Source organism: Mesorhizobium sp. WSM4312 (genome assembly GCF_002294875.1).
Classification (GTDB): domain Bacteria; phylum Pseudomonadota; class Alphaproteobacteria; order Rhizobiales; family Rhizobiaceae; genus Mesorhizobium.
Window position 1 is genome coordinate 1 of sequence record NZ_NSFU01000042.1, and the last position, 19,552, is coordinate 19,552.

Consider the following 19,552-nt stretch of genomic DNA (forward strand, 5'->3'; position numbering starts at 1 on the left):
GACGACGAGGCCCTTGCTTCCCCGTTCGTCAAATGCCTCCTGCGGCTCATTCGTACTCAGGATTCCTTCGGCTTATGGGAAGGCCATTCGGATGCCGAGCTGCTGGCCGAGTTCATCATCACCAAGCAACAGCAACGTGCGGTACCCTTTGGCGGCGATCCCGATCCTGACGCGCTGTGGAGGCTCGACATGTTTTACACCGCCGTAGCGCTTGCGATCGAGGAGCGCTCCGGCGTGTCGACGTCGCCGACAATAGAAATGAAACCCGTGGGGGCTTCCGGCGGTTGGGCGTTCTGTCGAGACGTCCACCGGTTCGGCTTCGAGACTTTCCGCAAACTTGCTGAGGCCGGTACGAAACTGGTCGACGATGCGACTGCAGCCATTGAAGCCTAGCCCGAGATGGAGCGCATCAAGAAACCATTGTTCCAGGAAGGATCTATGTCAGACCTAGATAGGATGAGGAAAAAAGTCTGAAAGCTCCAGTTGCGTGCAGCTATTGCCAAGATGGCATTGCAGGACCTCGTCGAGGGTCTGCCGGGCAAGTGGGCCGACATACAGGAAGTCGCCGAGAAAACCCAAGCCGTTTATGCCGAGTTGGATGTTGCCAAGAGAGAACTCGCTTCAATGAAGAATTTAGGATGATGCGCACATTCACCACCCGTGACGGCTCCATTTGGATGCCGCCGTACCTGACCTCCATCGATAGCAAATCTGCATCGGCTGCTGCCGTTGTTTCAAGGTCTGCTCGCGCGATGTCATGCATCTTCACGGCGTTGATGATGCGGGTGAAATCCTCGCCCCTGCGATGACGAGGACGACGATTTCGACGGCAAGCTCAATCGCATGATCATGGTTGTCGATGATGCCGGCCGCTGCATAGGCTGCGGAGCCTGCGGCCGCGTCTGCCCCAAGAACTGCCAGACGCATGTTCCGGCCGACGAGCTCGCAACATGATCTGGCGAAAACCAGGGGAGCGGCGTGCACTTCATCTTTTTGTCGGCTCGTGGGGCTGGTCCTGTGCAGCAATGCGTCGATGGTTTACTTCGCTTTGGATTCGCTCCGTGTGGCAGTCGTCACGACGCTGGCCTGTTCGCTGCTGCTTCAGGCCGGCTACTTCGGCCGCGTGCTCTTTCTGATCTGGCAGTCCTCTAGCCGCGCTCGTGGAACTCGCCACAGGGGCCAGCATGCCGATGGTTACAGGAAAGCTCGGGTACCAGTCGTCTGACTCTGATCAACTGCGGAATGCAATTTTCAGCTGTGTCCCGGCTTGGTCGAATGCCCAGCATGTGCTGCTGCTTTGATGCGCGGATGACAGGATCAGTGCTCAGACCCACACCAATTTTGGTCACCCTCTGATGACTGAGCTGATCGTATAGGGAATCTGTGTTCGGCTAACACGCGACCATACCCCTGGGCTGACCGGTGCGTAGCAGGTTCAGGTACTTTTTTGCTGGAGATAGCATGCTGGAAAAATTCGAACGTTATCCGCTCACCTTTGGACCCACGCCGATCGAGAGGCTCGACCGCCTCGGCAAGCATCTGGGCGACAAGGTGGAAATCTACGTCAAACGCGAGGACTGCAACTCCGGTCTCGCGTTCGGCGGAAACAAGCTGCGCAAGCTCGAATACATTGTGCCCGACGCGATCGCGTCAGATGCCGATACGCTCGTCACAATCGGTGGCGTGCAGTCCAACCATACGCGCATGGTCGCTGCGGTCGCCGCCAAGATCGGCATGAAATGCCTCCTGGTCCAGGAGAGCTGGGTCCCACATGATGATGCTGTCTACGACCGGGTCGGCAATATCCTCTTGAGCCGCATCATGGGGGCAGAGGTGCGCCTGGTTGACGAGGGCTTTGACATCGGCATCCGCCGCAGCTGGGAAAAGGCACTTTATGAAGTCAAGGCAAGGGGCGGCAGGCCATATGCGATACCTGCCGGCGCCTCTGTCCACAAATACGGCGGCCTGGGCTATGTGGGGTTCGCTGAGGAGGTGCGTGCCCAGGAAGAGCAGCTTGGGTTTGCCTTCGACTATATCGTCGTCTGTACGGTGACTGGTTCAACCCACGGCGGCATGCTCGTCGGGTTCGCCAAGGATGGTCGACAGCGCAACGTGATCGGTATCGATGCCTCCGCCATGCCCGCCAAGACCAAGGCGCAGGTGCTTGGCATCGCCCAAAATACAGCGAAGCTCGTCCACCTCGGAGCGGAAATTGTCGAGGCAGACGTGGTGTTGTTCATGGACTACGCGTACCCGGGTTATGGCGTTCCATCGGAGGAAACCAAAGAGGCAATCCGTTTGTGCGCGCGGCTCGAGGGCATGATTACGGACCCCGTTTACGAGGGCAAATCGATGCAAGGGATGATCGACCTCGTCCAGAGGGGCTTCTTTCCACAGGGATCGAGGGTCCTCTACGCACATCTAGGCGGCGCACCGGCGATCAACGGGTACGGCTACACCTTTCGCAACGGCTGACGTTCGGCAGTCTGCGATTCCGCGGTCGCGCTCGAACGTGGGTAGGTAGCGTCGTTCGAGCGCTTGGCTGGAGAAGTGGAGGCAGCGACGGGCATCCACTAATTGGTACCATTACGTGCTGTCGGTGCTCAACGCCACGCGCATTGAGCGCATGCCGCCGTTGGCAACCGCGAGGCGAATTTTGACTCCGGGGCAAGAATCCACACGCGGCGGTGGCGGCACGAGGACCAAGCCGGCGAGTTCGCGCTTTCGAACTGGCGCCAAACTGCCACTGCTCGAGGGCCGAGGCCAGTCTAATCACAGGCGAGCCGTCCAAGCTCTCAAGAGTGATAGGGCGAAACCCGACAGCGGCAGAAGACATGTCGGGTTCACGACAATCGGCCGCATTTGGCCTCGTGGAGAATTTCAAAGCATTTCCCGCCGCTTACCGGAGCTGAGGGAATTGGCACCTCCGTTGCAGCTTGATGTGCGGCAACACGGTGAGAGCTTCGCTGAAGCAAGCCAGAGGGAGCGATGCCCTCGAGACCGTGTCCGATTTTGACTGGAAAATATTCCGCGACAAAAGAGACGAAAGGTGTGGAATGACTTTGGACACCAAGATGGAACTGCGTATGGGGTCCCCGGCTCCTGCGATCAAAGTGGAGAACTGGCTGCGTGGCGAGCCCCTCACGAACTTTCGGCCCGGCAAGGTCTACCTCGTTGAGTTTTGGGCGACTTGGTGCGGACCATGTGTCGACGCCATGCCCCATTTGATCGAACTGCAGGAGAAATATGAAGGCAGCGGATTTGAGGCGGTCGGAGTTGCCGCCTGCGAACAGGGTCCTACCGCAGACGAGGCGCGGACCAACGTGGATGCCTGGCTGACCGAGGAGTTCCCGAATCTGAATTATCGTATCGGGTTCGATTACATTGGCGAAATGAACAAGCTCTGGATGGATCCCAGCTCTTCGATTGGGATTCCCACCTCGTTCGTGGTCGACCGCGACGGCCACATCGCTTTTATCGGCCACCCGGCGGAACTCGATGACGTTTTGCCGAAAGTCCTTAACGGCAGCTGGCGCAGCAGCTATGAAGCGAAAGCCGCCGATGCAAAGCGCATCGCGCATAACCAACTTGCAGCGCGCGAAATGTCGCTTACCGGGCCGATATACGCCAAACTTGAGCCGGCGATGCAGGCCGAGGATTGGACGGCGGCGCTCTTGGCCATCGAAGAAGGCCTCGCCTTGATGCCAGACTCTTGTGAGTTCCGGCAGATTCATGCGGATCTTCTGCTTCACAAGCTGCGCGACATCAAGACCGGCATGCCGGTCATGCGAGAATTGGTCGAGGACGCGATCGACAAAACGTCCGACGCGGTGTCGTGGATGGCCTTGGCCCTCAACCAACTCTTCGATCCCACGATGGACAATTCCCATCTTCCGCGCGCGGAGCGCTTTGCGATGGGCAACGAGCTCTCGGAACAGATACTGGCACTCAATCCCCCGAACGGCGATGGCCCGTTTAAATACCTCCGGTACCTCCCGGTAGCTCAGTATTATTACGAGAGCGGCAACAAAGATCGCGCAATCGAGTTGATCGAGGTGGCACTGAAATCGGTGGACCGGCTGGGGCCAATTCCGGACCACACCAAACAGTACTATCTTACCCCATTGCTCGAAGCACTGGCCAACTACACGGGTGAGCCTGCCTGTCACGCGGATCTTTGTGTGGCTCCGCAAAAGAAGGCACCCGAAACTCAAAACGAAGTCACTTCCTGAGCAAGAATCGCGAAGGGACTGACAATTGGAATTGAACACTGGCCAATCCGCCCATCGAAGCTCTCTTCGCAGCAAGTATGTCGATGCAGCAGGGCGGCGGCTTGCGGAAGGTTGGATTTCAATTGCGTTGACCACCGGTCGGATCGCGGCGCAGACGATGTGCGCCGCGAATTCGCGCCGCAGGTCTCGCACTCGTGGACATGTCGAGGTCGGCCACGGGGCACTCTTGGGGTTGGCCCGCCCAAGCCATTCGTCGGCCACGCAAGCGGACCCGGAGTGGGCATCGCAGGAAAAGGAAATCGTACCTCGAAGACGAAGACTGAAATGACGAACAACGAAATTCCTCCGGTTGGCCCTGCTGTCAACAATGACGACGAGGCCCTTGCTTCCCCGTTCGTCAAATGCCTCCTGCGGCTCATTCGTACTCAGGATTCCTTCGGCTTATGGGAAGGCCATTCGGATGCCGAGCTGCTGGCCGAGTTCATCATCACCAAGCAACAGCAACGTGCGGTACCCTTTGGCGGCGATCCCGATCCTGACGCGCTGTGGAGGCTCGACATGTTTACACCGCCGTAGCGCTTGCGATCGAGGAGCGCTCCGGCGTGTCGACGTCGCCAATAATTGGAATGAAGCCCCTGCGGGCTTCCAGCGGTTGGGCGTTCTGTCGAGACGTCCACCGGTTCGGCTTCGAGACTTTCCGCAAACTTGCTGAGGCCGGTACGAAACTGGTCGACGATGCGACTGCAGCCATTGAAGCCTAGCCCGAGATGGAGCGCATCAACAAAACCATTGTTCCAGGAAGGATCTATGTCAGACCTAGATAAGATGAGGAAGAAAGTCCGAAAGCTCCAGTTGCGTGCAGCTATTGCCAAGATGGCATTGCAGGACCTTGTCGAGGGTCTGCCGGGCAAGTGGGCCGACATACAGGAAGTCGCCGAGAAAACCCAAGCCGTTTATGCCGAGTTGGATGTTGCCAAGAGAGAACTCGCTTCAATGAAGAATTTAGGATGATGCGCACATTCACCACCCGTGACGGCTCCATTTGGATGCCGTCGTACCTGACCTCCATCGATAGCAAGACCTGCATCGGCTGCTGCCGTTGTTTCAAGGTCTGCTCGCGCGATGTCATGCATCTTCACGGCGTTGATGATGCGGGTGAAATCCTCGGCCCCTGCGATGACGAGGACGACGATTTCGACGGCAAGCTCAATCGCATGATCATGGTTGTCGATGATGCCGGCCGCTGCATAGGCTGCGGAGCCTGCGGCCGCGTCTGCCCCAAGAACTGCCAGACGCATGTTGCGGCCGACGAGCTCGCAACATGATCTGGCGAAAACCAGGAGAACGGCGTTGCACTTCATCTTTTTGTCGGCTCGTGGGGCTGGTCCTGTGCAGCAATGCGTCGATGGTTTACTTCGCTTTGGATTCGATCCGTGTGGCAGTCGTCACGACGCTGGCCTGTTCGCTGCTGCTTCAGGCCTGCTATTTCGGCTGCGTGCTCTTTTTCGCGGACGTCGATGATCTGTAGAACTGTTCATTCGCTCCGCAGAGGGCCGGCGAATCCAATCTCTTCCTAAGCCCGTTGGCCGTAATCGAAAGACACGGGGCCGGCGAGTTCGTGCTCAGCTGCCACTGTGCTAGCAAGGGAACGGAATCCAATCCCGGAGCAGATGGCCAGAGTTGAGCGAAGACTGCGGTCGGAGCTCCTGCGCTTCCGGGTCTCCAAGGGGACGACTTTGCGAACCGAAGGGACTTTGAACCGTTGACGTGGCCAGCGTGCGGTAGGTTGGGCCAGCGACAGGGATCCCGGCCGGCCGGGAAGCACCGCCCTCTCAATGTGCGTTGACTTCGCTTCCTTTGGCGAAATGTGGGTAACGGCGAGGGCCGCACTCTTCCCGGGCCGTCGACATTCCCGCCCTTTTGGTGCGTGCGCCGTTAGGCGCGACAATTCGGTGCCCGCGTGTAACTGCGCGCATTCGCCGAAGCTTAGACGTGGTGCATTCCCGCTCGCCCGTTTGGCGGACAGTTCCGGCCGTGCTGGTTTTGCCGCCTAACGCCCGCCGCTCGTCACTGCCACACCCCTCTCCGGCAACGGCTCGGCGCATCGCGCAAGCCGGTTTAGCGATCAGGCCAGGCCCTTCGCGAGTTCCAACGCCTGCCGTTCGAAGAGGCGGCGGTAAATGCCACCATCGAGATTGATCAGGGCGGCATGATCGCCGTCCTCCATGATGCGGCCACGGTCGAAGACGAGCAGCCGATCGAGCGAGCGGACCGTCGACAGCCGGTGTGCGATGACGAGTGTGGTTCGGCCCACCATCAACCGATCCACCGCTTGTTGAATGAGCACCTCGGATTCCGAATCGAGGCTCGATGTGGCCTCGTCCAGAATAAGGATCGGCGCGTTCGCGAGGAAGGCGCGCGCGATCGCCACGCGCTGGCGCTCGCCGCCGGAGAGCTTCAAACCCCTTTCGCCGACCAATGTCCCATAGCCCTTCGGCAGGGGCGCGATGAATTCGTGGGCACTTGCCAGTCGTGCCGCTTGCTCGATCTCGGCCTGGCTCGCGCCAGGCCGGCCATAGGCGATGTTCTCGGCAAGCGACCTGTGAAACAGGATCGGCTCCTGCTGCACGATCGCGATCTGCGAACGAAGGGACTCTTGGGTCACCTCCGAGACGTCCTGACCGTCTATCAGGATCCGGCCGCCGCTCAGGTCGTAGAGTCTCTGGATCAGCTTCACGAATGTTGTCTTGCCGGAACCGGAGGGTCCAACCAACCCAACCCTTTCGCCAGCTTCAATCGACAGCGAACATTCGCTATAGAGCGGCAGGGGATGGTTGGCGTAGCGGAAGTGGACGTTCTCGAAATCGATACGGCCGTTCGTGATCCGGATCGGCTTGGCCTCTGGACGATCGGCAACATCCACCTGCTGATTGTGGATGGCCACCAGTTCTTCCATATCATTAACCGAGTGCTGCACGTTGCGGACATGCATGCCGGCATCACGCAGATAGCCCTGCAGGACGATGAAGGACGTGAGAACATATGCTATCTCGCCCGGCGTTGCCTGTCCATGCGACCACAGAAGCAGGGCATATCCGACCACCGCCACCCTGAGCGCAACCAAAGTTACGCCTTGGGTTGAGCCGATGATCGTTCCGCGCACCCAGCTCCGGCGCGCGCGGTGCCGCCATTTCGTCATGATATTTGCAAGCCGCTCGTCTTCGCGAACCTCTGCGCCGAAGCCCTTGACCACAGCGTTGCAACTGACCGCGTCCGCAAGCGCGCCGCTGAGCCTTGTGTCCCATCGGTTGGCAAGGCTCGCCGCTGGCGCGACATAGCCGAGCGACAGCGAAATCGAAAACGCAAGGTAGACGAGAGAGCCGCAAGCAAAGATCACGCCCATGACCGGCCAGTGCCAGCCGAGCAGCACCGTCGAGCCGATCAAGATGACAAACGACGGGAGCAGCGTGACGAGTATCGTGCTGTTGAGGAGGTCGAGCGCCCACATGCCGCGCGTTATCTTGCGCACTGTCGAGCCGGCGAAGCTGTTTGCATGCCAGTCTGTCGAAAAGCGCTGCACATGATGGAACGCTTCGGTCGCGACGTCGGAAATCATTTTCAACACCAGGTCGCTCAGGCCAATGAAGGCGACGTGGCGCATGGCAATGCCACCGAGTGCCAATGCAATCGGTACAGAGAATGCTGCAACAGCTGAATCCGAAGCTGGTGCTGCCGCATTAGCAGCACGAGAAACAGCGTCGATGAGTCGGCCAGAATAGAGCGGCATCAACACGTCAGCCAGCGTGGAGGCGAGCATCGCGGTCATGATGATCGCGAGCCGGGCCGGCTGCCTGTTCCAGAGGCGAACAGTGAAGGCGAAAACGTCGCGACAAGTGGCGCCGCGCCCATGGACGGGGAAACGTCTCATAGTTTCCAAGCGGGCGCATCAACACGCTCGGTCCCAAAGACGATAAAAGACAAAACTGGAATTTCGACCTCCCCCATAACAGCATCAATTTTGGCGGGCAGCTCTTGCCGCCTCACGACGGTGAGTTCAAAAGTCGTGCCAACTGAGCGGGAACATCCGAAGGACAAATTCAGCAGGTTACCGAGCCTGGAGAAAGTCAGCCGCCATCCAGTCGATACGATTGCTACGGCTGCTCAACTCGGGAGATTGGAAAAGAAGGTCGATGTATCGATTGAATTTTGAGCTTGTTCTTGCCTCGATCAAATAAGTACAGTTGCAATGCAGCTTTCTCAGGCCCGGCACTTAGGTGCTGATTTCAAAAGCGCGCCGCGAATACTTTCCTGCCCATATTCCGTCAATCGAATGCTCGACTGTCGGATTGTGCGCTCCCCGACACAGTGCTGTCGGTTCGCCTCCTGGGTACCTCCCCCGTCGATTGACGACCTGAAGGAGAAGCTTCGCTCGCAAGCTGGCACGACTCTTGAGGGTACTCCAGGTGGCGGAAGGAACTCCGGCTCGAGTCCCGTTGACTTCGGATGTTGCGAGGCTGGGTTGGAGCAAACTGTGCACCAATGAGAACGCAATGAAGGAGACATCATGGAACTCCGGCGGATTGCGGTGGAGTTAGACCTATTCCTCAAGATGACTGATGATGTCGCTCAATCCGAACAGTTGTTCGAACTGTTGTCTGCGTTTGCGCTGAATTTCGATTGCCCGTGGATTGCCTATGGGCCGCTCGCATCAGAGAGGGCTTTCAAGCCGAACCGGGAGGGTTCTGTGGTGATGTGGAATTATCCTGCTGAATGGCAGGAGCGCTACTCGAGAATGGGCTATGCCAAAATAGACCCCCTCATCAAGAAAGGTCGAAAGGAGGCGGGACCCTTTCGATGGAGCGAGGTGTATACTGATGAAAACATAACTGAAGATGGACGCCGCGTCTTGGACGAAGCAGCAACATTCGGCTTGAGGTCAGGCGTTACCGTCCCATTACATGGCCCTGGTGGCAGCTTTAGGTTTGTGAGTTTTGCTCAATCCTCGGACTGCGAATTGCAGAATAGAGCGATCACCTACCTGCAAATGGCCGCGCTGCGGTTTCATCGGATGGTTACGAAGTTCGACACTACGACTGCGTCGGAACGAGCTCATAACCTGTCTCCGAGAGAAATAGAGTGCATTGATTTGGTGTCACAAGGAAAATCATCTTGGGAAATAGGAACTATTTTAGGCAGATCACGAAATACGATAGATTTCCATTTAAAAAATGTAATGCGGAAGTTGGATGCGACCAGCAGAACGGTAGCTGTTGTAAAAGCTTTGAACCTTGGGATTATCCAACCGCCGTAGGTGCGCAGCTAGTTCTCCGCCCGTAGTAGCGCGCGTGATAGCCGAGACGCTCCGGCGTGCGCTCGCTCTTCGAAGCACCCAGCGCCTCGTCCATCTCGGCCTCGAGCACCTCCTGCATCACGGCGCGAATCACCTCGTGCAATCCATCCGGCTTCGAAAGCAAAATGTCGTTGACGCTGCTACGGCGGATTTATCTTCAGGCTTGGTCCTGGTGGCGATGCTGAGTTCGCTTCGCTGAGATTGGGCGGTCATGACAGGGTGGTGTTCAATGTCACCGATTCCTGGAAGAAATTACCATCCGTATTAAGCGACTGACGATGAGTGATGTGTGTCCAAAATCTGACAGCTGTCAGAAAACATTTCGGGTTCAATACAGCGGAGCGTCTTAGCCCTGTCGGGCTTTTCGAAGCCTATCTCGCAGTAACTGCGCGCCAGGCGCACTAGCTCGGCCTTTGCTGGTCGATGTGCGGCAATATAGTGTGAGGGCTGACCCGCATGAGAACACGGAACTCGCTCGATGAAGGATGATCGACGGCATCCAGAAAGCTTCTCTCCGGCGGGTTCGAGGGTGCTGCGCGCGCATCTCGGCGACGGGCCAGCGACCAACGGTTGAGGCTACATCTCCGGAGCGAGTGATGCCTCGAAAGATGCAATGCTGTCTCTGGTCCGACGCGCTGGAAGTTTGTGAAGGGTCGGCCCGGCAAATCGGTGAACCGGGCGGCTTAGGCTGCCAAAAAGGGTAGATGTCTGCGTTGCCTCGGTAGATCAGCAGGCGGTATCAGAAAGCCAAAGGCACACGCACACCATCGTGGCGCTTCGCAGGAAGTAGATGGGAGTAATCACCAGTGATTTTACCGGAACTTCGCTCAGCAAACACAGCCGGCAGGGTTTTGGAGATAACGACGACCACGGGATGCGTCGTAGGATGTTCATATTGTCCCCAGGACAAGTTCGCGGTCCGGCAAAGAAAAGTGTCTCATGCGAGTCATCTGGATCTTGAAGATTTCAAGCGGTGTCTGGCCCGCGTACCGACTTCCGTCGACATTGGTTTTGCGGGATACTCCGAACCTTGGCTCAATCCGGACTGTACCGAAATGGTGGAGCACGCCTTCGCCAAAGGCCATGGCATCAGGATTTTTACGACGCTGGTGGGAATGAACGGGCAGGACCTGCAGCGATTGCAAGCCTTGCGCTTGGGCGTATTCGTGGTCCATGTTTTCGATGACGGCACCTACATGAACAGCCGCCTGGTCGGAGACAAGTATCGCGATCTGGTTCGTCAACTCGTCGACGCGGACATCCCCTTGATCCGATTCGTGGCCTTGGGCGAGCCCCACCCAGATATAGCCGACATTATTCCTACCGAAGCCCTGATAAAAGCGCGGCCGGTGAGCAGTAGGGGTGGAAGCGTCGACCCTAAGATCGTTGCACCACGTCAGCCAGTGGTCGGAGCCCTAACCTGCGTGGACGCACGACAGTATCGGAATGTTCTTCTTCCAAACGGCGACGTTACCCTGTGCTCTATGGATTTTGAACGGCGTCACGTATTGGGCAACCTTCTATATGAGGGTTACTCCGCTCTGTTTGAAAAGCCAGTTTTTCGCGAAATCGTCGACCGCATGAATGGAGCAGATGGTTTTCTGCTTTGCAGGATGTGTGAATTCGCCGACCCAAACGACCGGACCTGAGTGCATGCCGGCCGAGAGGGCGTGCCTGGCAGTGCGGATGGCCCCACGACAGATGCACCTGCCCGCGACGCCATCGTGTTTTCACGTTACGCCAGTATGTTCCTGTAGGCGCGGCAGTGGGCCTCGAGCATTTCGGAGACGAGCTCATCGAAAGGTCTTCGCCTTCCAACCGAGCTTGTCGGCCTGCCTAGCTTGAGGTAACGCCGATCACAGGTCAACCATCGGTCGGATGGAAACAGTGTTAGTCGATCCCGATCAGAGCTTGATTGCTTACTCACGGCTCACCTCGTCAACGCCTTCACCCTCCCGGACGATCTCCTTTTCGACTCGCCTGAAGGCAGCAGCCCAGCTGCGGCCGGGGATGGTTGCCGTCGCGGTAGTGGACGTTCTCGAAACCGATGCGGCCCTTCGCCAGCGCGTCTCCCGGTTGCTTCCGCCTGGCCTACGAACGGGCTTTCCGTCAAGGGGGTCCACGGCGGCCCCGCCCTCTTGATCCGGCGGCTCGGGCCAGTCATCGCGCAAGAGATCGGAATCCGCATTCTTCTCAAAGAGAGCGTGGCTTTCGCTGTGTCATCGGTCATCAAATAGTTTCTTGAATCAGGTTGGTGTCCGCAGCCCGAGGTTGAACGGCGAATATTGATGACCGCCGCGAAGCCGCTCGCTCGCTACGGCGCTATTGAGGAGCGCGCTCGCGAGCGGCTTCGCTACCGCCGAGCGACACAACCTCTGGCGACGCGACCCTGCTGATCTCCTTGGACTCATTCATTTGTCCGGAGCGCTATGGGCAGCGAAGGGTGGGTACGTCAACTACCTGATGCCATAGTAGCGATGCTTTCGCGGAAGCTTTAGAAGCCATCCTGTTGCAGCACATTCGAAAGCATCCGAATGGAGGGCAACGCAACCCAACAATATTTGATGAGGATGCCGGCATCACCAGACCAAACCCAGACCAAACAAAGCTGCCTCCGGCATTCTGCTTCAACGTTAAGCGACGAACATCTGCCGCAAACCACTAGCCATTAAACAGCTCTCTTCTTTGAAAGACTATGTGCAGAGGACTTGATATGGACACCGACGCTTTCACGGCTCATGAATCTAACGTTCGTCGTTATTGCCGGGCGTTCCCCACCGTCTTTACGAAGGCCCTTGGGGCGACGATCTGGGACGAGACGGGTAAGCCCTTTATCGATTTCCTGGTGGGTTCCGGCGCACTCAACTACGGGCACAACAATCCGGATATTATGGCGCCAGCGATTGAATATCTCGTCGGTGAGAACATTCTTCTGTCGCTTGATATGCATACGGCGGCAAAGCGTGACTTCATTGAAGGGTTCGTCGATTGGATCCTGAAACCCAGAGGCCTTTCGTACAAGATTCAGTTTCCCGGGCCGACCGGCACGAACGCCAACGAAGCGGCGCTGGCGCTGGCGCGAAAATACACCGGCCGCTCGAGCGTCATGGCCTTTACGAATGCGTTCCACGGCATGTCGCTCGGCTCTCTAGCGGTGTCGGGCTCGGCCTCAACCAGGGAACTGGGAGGCGTCGCTCGCCACGATGTGATCCGTGTTCCCTATGACGGCTATCCGAGCCAAGCTTTCGATTCCGCCAGTTACATCGACAGCGTTTTGAGCGACCCGGGGAGCGGCATAGAAAAGCCTGCCGCAATCATTCTGGAGACCATCCAGGCCGAAGGCGGCATGAACGCCGCATCCGCAGCTTGGCTCACGGAAATTCAGCGCATTTGCCGTACGCACGGCATTGTTTTTATCGTCGACGATATTCAGGCGGGTGCGGGCCGAACTGGCGATTTCTTCTCATTCGAGTCCGCGAAAATCGAACCGGATATTGTGTGTCTTTCCAAGTCCCTAAGCGGTTCAGGTAGTCCGTTGTCCATCGTTCTGATTCGACCCGACTTGGACATATGGAAGCCCGGAGAACATAGCGGGACCTTCAGAGGCAACAATTTCGCCTTCGTGACGGCAGGAGCCATGTGCAAGATGTGGTCGGATAGGAAATTTACTGCAGGTGTCGAGCGGACAGCCGTCAGGCTGCAAACGCACCTCGATCGCCTGGTTGCGAAATTTCCAAGATACATCGAACAGAAGCGCGGCCGCGGTCTGATGGCCGGCCTGAAATGCCGTTCACCGGCAGTTGTCGGCCGCGTGCACGATGTCGCATTCGAAAATGGCCTTCTTATCGAATCCTCGGGGCCAAATCGCGACGTTATCAAAGTCCTCCCACCGATAACCATCACCGATGCCGAACTCGATCGTGGCATCACCATCCTTGAACACGCACTACAGGAGCAAGACAATGCCTAGTCAGATATCTCAAGTGCCAGCCATCTCGCCGGTTTCGATCAAAGAACGGACCGGGTCGATCAACACGGCGGAGATCATCTCGGTCCTGAAAGGTGAGCTCACCGCTCTGCACATCAAGCAAGCTTTCAGCACCGAAGTAGCCGAGGAGATCACTACGAACTTTATTGGAAGCTCTGGTCTCAGAGAGCGTAAAGATGGTGTGCCCGGACAATATGTCGGCGCATCTCACTACAGGAAGGATGCAGCCACCTATTTCGCAGACGCCGAAAACGCGCGGCCGTACGTCGATGCCCTTTTTAAGAATTTGGTTGACCCGGTTCGAGCAGTATTCAGGGCGTTGAAGCGAGAGCTTCACAACCAGGGAATCGAATTGCGGCTAGCCCGTTCCGAACACGGCCAGGCCAATGTTTGTCGCGGCCTCAGTTGGTCGGGCACAGGCACATTTTCCTTGGATCCCCACGACGACGTCGCTCAAGTCTTACGTGCTGGCGATGATTACGAGCTTTCTGCGGTGGCGCACAATACGGTCGCAGCGCTCAACCTCTATCCCAGCATGCCTGAGGAAGGCGGCAATCTGAAGCTCTGGAGCCACAAGCCGACGGTTGCGGACCGGATATCGCAAGGTGTGGAGACCACTGGATATCCCTATTCGGCAGCCTATCTGGAAGCCGTCCCTTGCCGCGAGTTCGAGCTCAAAACCGGGGATATCGCCCTAATCGATGGCGGCTTCGTTCACGGGGTTACCGGTCAATTAGGCGACGGAAAGCGTCGCCTAGTGCTGAATTGCTTTTTCGGATTTGCGCGGCCTGATCTTGTTCTCTGGTGGACGTGACGTTGGACCTCGCAGCGATCGACTGGCTTGGGCCGTGAGTTGGCGTGGCCAGGCGTGTGACTGCTCATGCTGCCGTCATACAAGCCGAACCTCGAACCGATTGAAATGGCCTTCGCCAGACAGTTTGGGCTGATGCCTTTGCAGGCTACAATTCAGGACTCGCCCTATGAAGAAGCAGTTTACTCCTACAAACGATGTAAGCCTCGCGATCTTTGATCGTCTTGAGTCTGAGGTGCGGAGCTACGTCCGTGCGTTCCCAGTTCTGTTCGATCGAGGCGTCGGCACTGCCCTCATAGCTACAGACGGTCGGGAATACATCGACTTCTTGGGAGGCGCGGGAGCCTTGAATTACGGGCACAACAACCCAGCCTTCACGCGGGCGTTGTTGGACTACATTGCGCGCGACGGAATTGTGCACGGGCTCGACCTTGCTACGACCGCCAAGAAGGCCTTCATCGAAGCTTTTGAGCAGTTTATTTTGAAGCCCCGCGGTCTGTCTTATAAATTGCAATTTACTGGCCCCACAGGTACGAACGCGGTCGAGGCGGCTCTGAAGCTAGCTCGCCAAGTGACCGGCAGGTCAAACATCGTTTCGTTTACGAACTCGTTTCACGGAGTCAGCGCTGGGGCGTTGGCGGCAACCGGAAACACGAAGTTCCGAGATGCTGTCGGCTTTCCCCTCGCGCACGTGACATCGTTGCCGTACGAGGGCTATCTCGGCGCTTCAGACACGATCGAGTATTTCGAGAAGCTTCTCGATGATCCTAGCAGTGGTCTCGGCAAACCCGCTGCGGTGATCCTAGAAGCAGTGCAGGGCGAAGGCGGTGTCAATGCTGCTACCGTTGAATGGCTGCAACGGCTGCGTGATCTGACCTCTCGGCACGAGATCCTGATGATCCTCGATGATATTCAGGCTGGTGTCGGTCGCACAGGGAAATTCTTCAGTTTCGAGGCGGCTGAGATCGTGCCGGACATCGTTACCCTGTCAAAGTCGTTGTCTGCAATTGGAACGCCTATGGCCCTTGTCCTCATGAAGCCTGAACTTGATGTCTGGACGCCGGGTGCGCACACCGGCACGTTCAGGGGCAACAACTATGCTTTCGTCACTGCTCGTGCGGCCCTTGAGACTTACTGGTCCGACTCCAAGTTTGAAGATGAGATTGCTCGCAAATCAGCCATCTTGGCTCAAGAACTCAAGTCGATCGCAGACGACTTCCCCAGCCTTGCTCTGAATGTCCGAGGCCGCGGCTTGATGTATGGACTCGTATCACCAAAGCACCACTCATTGCCGGGGCTCATTTCCCGGGAAGCTTTTCGTCGCGGCTTGGTGATCGAGATCGCTGGCTCGTATGGTGAGGTGCTCAAGTTCATGACAGCCCTTACCATAACCGAGGCTGAACTGCGCCGTGGTCTGTCGATCGTACGCGACAGCATTGGCGCGGTGCAGGACAGCATTTCAGCGGAGTAGGCATTCACTCAGTCCCCCCTACCCAGTCTGGGCTTATCAAGCAAAGGAAATTCCGCTTTAGACGTATGCGATTGTATGGAGACGGACAGCAAAAATGGACACTCGGAGAGCTCAAACAATGGACACCGACCGCTTGACGTGATCGAACGACAGTACGGCATGTGCAAATCAATACACACTTCTTGCTCGTTGCAAGATGAAGGACGACGTCCAGGGCCGGTGAAACCGGTATTCTAATATATTATATAAGTAAGATGGTAATATTGCTGGTTTATCACGAGCGAAGACGAACGGTACACAACACATTAGAAATTAACTTGTATAAGAGGTCCGGTATTTCTTATCCTTTCTGATGAAAAATAGAACGGATTTTGTGCGACGTCGAAGTTTGGCGAGACGAGTGTAAGGCGCGTTCGCGAACCTTACACCGTTACGTTCTGAAGGAGTTGAGATCGTGAGTGATATGACAGCCCGAGACGATGAGATAAGCCTAGCCGAACGCGTAACGCAGCATTTGAAACCGCATTTATGGGCAAAGGCCAACCGGCTCCTTATCCGTAAAGCAATCAGCGAATTTGCACACGAGTTGCTAATTGCTCCTCGACTCCAGCGAATGGAAGGCGACTGGGGGAAGTATGTGCTGGAAAGCGAGACCCCTGGGTTGGAGTATTGGTTCCAGGCTCGGCGCCTCCTGCTAGATCACTGGCAAGTGGACGCCGGCTCTCTGGAGAAAAGGATTGAGGGCAGGCCGGCCCCCCTGGATGCGCTTGATTTTGTTATTGAGTTCAGCCGCCATCTTGGCATAAAGGAAGAGATGATGCCGGTTTACCTGCAGGAGATCAGCAGCACGCTGTATGGCAGCGCGTACAAGCAGGCCAAAACAGAGATATCCGCCGCAGAACTGGCTTTTGCCGATTACCAGATCGTTGAGGCTGGCATGACGGAGGGCCACCCGACCTTTATCGCGAATAACGGTCGCATTGGCTTTGACGCGCTCGACTATAGTCGCTATGCGCCGGAGGTGGGCAGTTCGATAAGACTCATATGGCTGGCCGTCCATAAAGAAATGGCAACGTTTAAGTCCATTTCAACGCTCGACTACGACCTTCTCATGCACGAGGAACTCGGTCGACAGGCGCTGGAACAGTTCGACGCAGCGTTGCGTCAAAAGGGACTAAACTCGACCGATTACATCTATATGCCAGCGCATCCTTGGCAATGGTTCAATCGGCTCTCAACTATCTTCGCGGCGGATATCGCCAACCGGCACATTGTCTGCCTAGGCCAGGGGAAGGACATATATCATGCCCAGCAATCGATCCGCACACTTTTCAATATAAGCGATCCGCATAAACGGTACGTGAAAACGGCGCTGTCGATACTTAACATGGGGTTTATGCGCGGCTTGTCACCGACACACATGCTGGCGACGCCCGCCATCAACGAATGGTTGAAGAATTTGCTCGACAGTGACTCCTATTTAGCCGCCAACGGCTTCAGCATCCTTCGCGAGGTCGCGACGATTGGCTATCGCAATCGTTGTTTCAACACCGCCCTCAAGAAGGACTCCCCTTACAAGCAGATGCTTTCTGCGCTGTGGAGGGAAAGCCCCCTTCGGCAGTTGAAAGAAGGGGAACGTCTGATGACAATGGCGTCGCTGCTTCATGTCGATTACAATGGTGAAGCACTCGTGACAGCCCTCATCAATGCCTCGGGGTTAGACGCCGCCGCTTGGCTACGCCGCTATTTTGAATCTTATCTGGCGCCGCTTCTCCACTGCTTTTATGCTTACGATCTAGCGTTTATGGCACATGGAGAAAATATAATTCTAGTTATGAAAGATCACGCTCCGACGCGAGTTATCATGAAAGACATTGGCGAGGAGCTTCGTATTCTAGGCGGAGATCTCAACGTGCCGGAGGAGATTAAGAGGATCTGCATTCAAGTAAATCGCGACATGAAGCACGACTTCATTTTCACCGACGTTTTCGACTGCTTCTTTCGTTACTTGGCTGTAACACTCGAAGAACATCTTGATTTTCCGTCGACACACTTCTGGCAGCTCGTAAGCGAGTCCATCCTTGGCTACCAGACGAAACATCCGGAATATGACGAAAAATACAGGCAGCATGACCTATTCGCTCCAGAATTTCTGCGACGATGTATGAATCGACTGCAGATACAAAAAAACCAGCAAATGGTGGACTTCGGTGATCCGGGAGAATACCTGCACACCGTCGGCACGCTGAAGAACCCACTGGCGGGCATTCGCAAAGTGACCAGTGCAGGTTAAGCTTGAAGGAGGCGCGTATTTTAAATGAACAATGTAGTTAGCCGGTTTTGGGCCAATACCATACCCCCCCCTTGGGGTAAGCAACCCCTTGCGTAAACGCCGCCGCAGCATGTTGCGCGTATCAGGCGCCCGCTCACCAGCGCGTCGCCTGCTTCCATTCTGAAAGGAGGCGCCTAATTTTTTTATCGCCTTCGGGCCGGCTTTCCAGGTGCCGTCAACACTGACACGGTTAGGCGCCCAAAGCTTGATTTGTGTAGACCTCGCTACCTTAAGCATAAACCTCGTCGAACGCCTTCAATCAAGCACTGCGGCCTTGACGCTCATGCTAGGAGATCATGGCCGCGTTGGAGGTAAGTGCGGCTCTAACTTATGGCTAGAAGGGAGCTTCTCATGTACATTCTAGAAACGCCGCGCCTAATCCTAAGGCCACCGTCGCATAGCGACGAGCTTCTTCTACATGAGCTTCATAGCGATCCATTTGTGGTAAATGCCATGTGGGATGGAGTCTATCCGACCCGAGAGCAATCGAAAGCTAAACTACAACAGTTCATCCATCATTGGCAGAGCAATGGTTTCGGCTTATGGATGGTGTTCGTAAAAGGCGAAGGCCAAGTCGGAAAATTCGCAGGCTACTGTGGATTGATGTACAGTGGCCCGTATCTGCCCGAAGATCCCACTAATGTGGAAACCGTATCGTGCCTCCACCTTGCGTCTTCCGGTAAGGGGATCGCCGCAGAGGCCGGCAGGGCAGCGATCCAGTTTGCTTTCGAGAACCTAACGCTCGAGAAGGTCACTTCATTCATTCGCCCAACGAACACGCGTTCGCTTCGGAAAGCACCGAAAGTAGGCCTTCGCTATGTAAGAGACCGGGTCTACAATAACGTAGTTATGCGATATTTTGAAGTGACAGTCTTGACTGCTGTAAAAATCGAAAAAGTCGTCGTTATCTCTTGTTAGTATCATTGTTTCTCGGAAGACGGTGATGCAAGAAACCGTAGGCGAGCGCTGCTCTCGCCCTACGAACTTGCAATCATTCACACCGACGCACCGGCGTGTCCGGAGATGCATGTGCCCTGGAATTGAGAGCTTGTCGGTTCAGAGATAGTTCAGATGGGTCGCTCGGTCTCGCTTCGGGCATGCCCTCGACCGATTTGGCGATCAAATCGCTCCGTTACAGACGGCATGATGTGGAGCTGCCGCGCCGTAAGTGACCATATCTCAGGCGGTAGGAGGAGCGCTTTGCTGAAGAAGCCCATCACACTTGGTACCTTGATGGGGAGTTGCGTGGTTTTCGATTATATCGTCGTGGGTGGTGGCTCCTCTGGATGCGTGATGGCGAGCAGGCTCTCCGCCTATGGCGCTCGCGTGCTGCTCATTGAAGCTGGCCCTGATACGCCGCCGAATGCC

At 56.4% G+C, this 19,552-nt stretch carries 18 protein-coding genes and 3 pseudogenes; 19 read left to right on the forward strand and 2 right to left on the reverse strand.

Annotation, left to right across the window (positions count from 1 at the left end):
- The 10 genes and pseudogenes from CK228_RS34200 to CK228_RS34245 form a co-directional block, all read left to right on the forward strand.
- Positions 1-393 (forward strand): DUF269 domain-containing protein (locus tag CK228_RS34200; protein ID WP_127259213.1); only part of this gene is annotated, 393 nt, incomplete at its 5' end.
- 90 nt (positions 394-483) lie between these two features.
- Positions 484-642, forward strand: coding sequence for a CCE_0567 family metalloprotein (locus CK228_RS34205; protein WP_224571204.1), 159 nt, complete (start codon positions 484-486; stop codon positions 640-642).
- Positions 639-954 (forward strand): annotated as a pseudogene (gene fdxB / locus CK228_RS34210) (ferredoxin III, nif-specific). The gene CK228_RS34205 and the pseudogene fdxB (CK228_RS34210) overlap by 4 nt, the downstream one beginning before the upstream one ends.
- 79 nt (positions 955-1,033) lie before the next feature.
- Entirely contained in the window at positions 1,034-1,225 is a 192-nt protein-coding gene (locus CK228_RS36220) for an exopolysaccharide production repressor protein (protein WP_127230899.1), read from the forward strand.
- A gap of 236 nt (positions 1,226-1,461) precedes the next feature.
- The gene (locus tag CK228_RS34220) at positions 1,462-2,475 is read left to right on the forward strand and encodes a 1-aminocyclopropane-1-carboxylate deaminase (RefSeq protein WP_024505903.1); all 1,014 of its coding nucleotides are present in this window, start codon (positions 1,462-1,464) and stop codon (positions 2,473-2,475) included.
- A 599-nt stretch (positions 2,476-3,074) separates the two neighbouring features.
- Positions 3,075-4,232 carry a TlpA disulfide reductase family protein gene (locus CK228_RS34225; RefSeq protein WP_063170386.1) on the forward strand — a complete coding sequence of 386 codons (1,158 nt, stop codon included), beginning with the start codon at positions 3,075-3,077 and terminating at the stop codon, positions 4,230-4,232.
- Between the two features lie 324 nt (positions 4,233-4,556).
- A pseudogene (locus CK228_RS34230) lies at positions 4,557-4,993 on the forward strand (DUF269 domain-containing protein).
- Positions 4,994-5,039: 46 nt separating this feature from the next.
- A complete protein-coding gene (locus CK228_RS34235; RefSeq protein ID WP_063169367.1) occupies positions 5,040-5,243 on the forward strand; it encodes a CCE_0567 family metalloprotein in 204 nt (67 codons plus the stop codon).
- A complete protein-coding gene (gene fdxB, locus CK228_RS34240) occupies positions 5,240-5,557 on the forward strand; it encodes a ferredoxin III, nif-specific (protein ID WP_174800308.1) in 318 nt (105 codons plus the stop codon). The genes CK228_RS34235 and fdxB (CK228_RS34240) overlap by 4 nt, the downstream gene beginning before the upstream one ends.
- The gene (locus CK228_RS34245) at positions 5,554-5,760 is read left to right on the forward strand and encodes an exopolysaccharide production repressor protein (protein WP_082826584.1); all 207 of its coding nucleotides are present in this window, start codon (positions 5,554-5,556) and stop codon (positions 5,758-5,760) included. Before fdxB (CK228_RS34240) ends, CK228_RS34245 begins: the two co-directional genes overlap by 4 nt.
- A 597-nt stretch (positions 5,761-6,357) precedes the next feature.
- Here CK228_RS34245 and CK228_RS34250 read toward each other — a convergent pair.
- Positions 6,358-8,160 (reverse strand): ABC transporter ATP-binding protein, encoded by a 1,803-nt coding sequence (locus CK228_RS34250; protein WP_063169366.1) that lies wholly within the window; start codon positions 8,158-8,160, stop codon positions 6,358-6,360.
- Here CK228_RS34250 and CK228_RS35575 point away from each other — a divergent pair.
- Both CK228_RS35575 and CK228_RS34255 read left to right on the forward strand, forming a co-directional pair.
- Positions 8,140-8,442 carry a hypothetical protein gene (locus CK228_RS35575; protein WP_127262113.1) on the forward strand — a complete coding sequence of 101 codons (303 nt, stop codon included), beginning with the start codon at positions 8,140-8,142 and terminating at the stop codon, positions 8,440-8,442. The genes CK228_RS34250 and CK228_RS35575 overlap by 21 nt on opposite strands.
- Positions 8,443-8,796: 354 nt before the next feature.
- Complete coding sequence (locus CK228_RS34255; RefSeq protein ID WP_063169365.1) at positions 8,797-9,543, forward strand: LuxR family transcriptional regulator; 747 nt, start codon at positions 8,797-8,799, stop codon at positions 9,541-9,543.
- Between the two features lie 16 nt (positions 9,544-9,559).
- Here CK228_RS34255 and CK228_RS34260 read toward each other — a convergent pair.
- A pseudogene (locus CK228_RS34260) lies at positions 9,560-9,795 on the reverse strand (transposase); the annotation flags it as partial.
- Positions 9,796-10,514: 719 nt separating this feature from the next.
- Between CK228_RS34260 and CK228_RS34265 the strand changes: the two are divergent.
- The 7 genes from CK228_RS34265 to CK228_RS34295 all read left to right on the forward strand — a co-directional run.
- Complete coding sequence (locus tag CK228_RS34265) at positions 10,515-11,231, forward strand: SPASM domain-containing protein (RefSeq protein WP_224571099.1); 717 nt, start codon at positions 10,515-10,517, stop codon at positions 11,229-11,231.
- 1,064 nt (positions 11,232-12,295) lie between these two features.
- Positions 12,296-13,552 (forward strand): diaminobutyrate--2-oxoglutarate transaminase, encoded by a 1,257-nt coding sequence (gene ectB / locus CK228_RS34270; RefSeq protein ID WP_063169362.1) that lies wholly within the window; start codon positions 12,296-12,298, stop codon positions 13,550-13,552.
- Positions 13,545-14,384, forward strand: a complete 840-nt coding sequence (locus CK228_RS34275) for a hypothetical protein (RefSeq protein WP_063169361.1) — start codon at positions 13,545-13,547, stop codon at positions 14,382-14,384. The genes ectB (CK228_RS34270) and CK228_RS34275 overlap by 8 nt, the downstream gene beginning before the upstream one ends.
- A gap of 166 nt (positions 14,385-14,550) precedes the next feature.
- On the forward strand, positions 14,551-15,852 hold the full coding sequence (gene ectB / locus CK228_RS34280) for a diaminobutyrate--2-oxoglutarate transaminase (protein WP_063169360.1): 1,302 nt from the start codon (positions 14,551-14,553) through the stop codon (positions 15,850-15,852).
- A gap of 463 nt (positions 15,853-16,315) precedes the next feature.
- Positions 16,316-18,145, forward strand: a complete 1,830-nt coding sequence (locus tag CK228_RS34285; RefSeq protein WP_063169359.1) for an IucA/IucC family siderophore biosynthesis protein — start codon at positions 16,316-16,318, stop codon at positions 18,143-18,145.
- A gap of 390 nt (positions 18,146-18,535) precedes the next feature.
- On the forward strand, positions 18,536-19,102 hold the full coding sequence (locus CK228_RS34290; protein WP_158515808.1) for a GNAT family N-acetyltransferase: 567 nt from the start codon (positions 18,536-18,538) through the stop codon (positions 19,100-19,102).
- Between the two features lie 315 nt (positions 19,103-19,417).
- A partial coding sequence (locus tag CK228_RS34295) for an NAD(P)-binding protein (RefSeq protein WP_141245433.1) occupies positions 19,418-19,552 on the forward strand: 135 nt, incomplete at its 3' end.

Coding starts and splice junctions, on each gene's coding strand:
- CK228_RS34255 (WP_063169365.1), top strand. CDS start 8,797: ATGGAACTCCGGCGGATTGCGGTGGAGTTAGACCTATTCCTCAAGATG.
- ectB (WP_063169360.1), top strand. CDS start 14,551: ATGAAGAAGCAGTTTACTCCTACAAACGATGTAAGCCTCGCGATCTTT.
- CK228_RS34290 (WP_158515808.1), top strand. CDS start 18,536: ATGTACATTCTAGAAACGCCGCGCCTAATCCTAAGGCCACCGTCGCAT.
- fdxB (WP_174800308.1), top strand. CDS start 5,240: ATGATGCGCACATTCACCACCCGTGACGGCTCCATTTGGATGCCGTCG.
- CK228_RS34245 (WP_082826584.1), top strand. CDS start 5,554: ATGATCTGGCGAAAACCAGGAGAACGGCGTTGCACTTCATCTTTTTGT.
- CK228_RS34285 (WP_063169359.1), top strand. CDS start 16,316: ATGACAGCCCGAGACGATGAGATAAGCCTAGCCGAACGCGTAACGCAG.
- CK228_RS34225 (WP_063170386.1), top strand. CDS start 3,075: ATGGAACTGCGTATGGGGTCCCCGGCTCCTGCGATCAAAGTGGAGAAC.
- CK228_RS34275 (WP_063169361.1), top strand. CDS start 13,545: ATGCCTAGTCAGATATCTCAAGTGCCAGCCATCTCGCCGGTTTCGATC.
- CK228_RS34220 (WP_024505903.1), top strand. CDS start 1,462: ATGCTGGAAAAATTCGAACGTTATCCGCTCACCTTTGGACCCACGCCG.
- CK228_RS35575 (WP_127262113.1), top strand. CDS start 8,140: ATGGACGGGGAAACGTCTCATAGTTTCCAAGCGGGCGCATCAACACGC.
- CK228_RS34250 (WP_063169366.1), bottom strand. CDS start 8,160: ATGAGACGTTTCCCCGTCCATGGGCGCGGCGCCACTTGTCGCGACGTT.
- CK228_RS34235 (WP_063169367.1), top strand. CDS start 5,040: ATGTCAGACCTAGATAAGATGAGGAAGAAAGTCCGAAAGCTCCAGTTG.
- CK228_RS36220 (WP_127230899.1), top strand. CDS start 1,034: ATGGTTTACTTCGCTTTGGATTCGCTCCGTGTGGCAGTCGTCACGACG.
- ectB (WP_063169362.1), top strand. CDS start 12,296: ATGGACACCGACGCTTTCACGGCTCATGAATCTAACGTTCGTCGTTAT.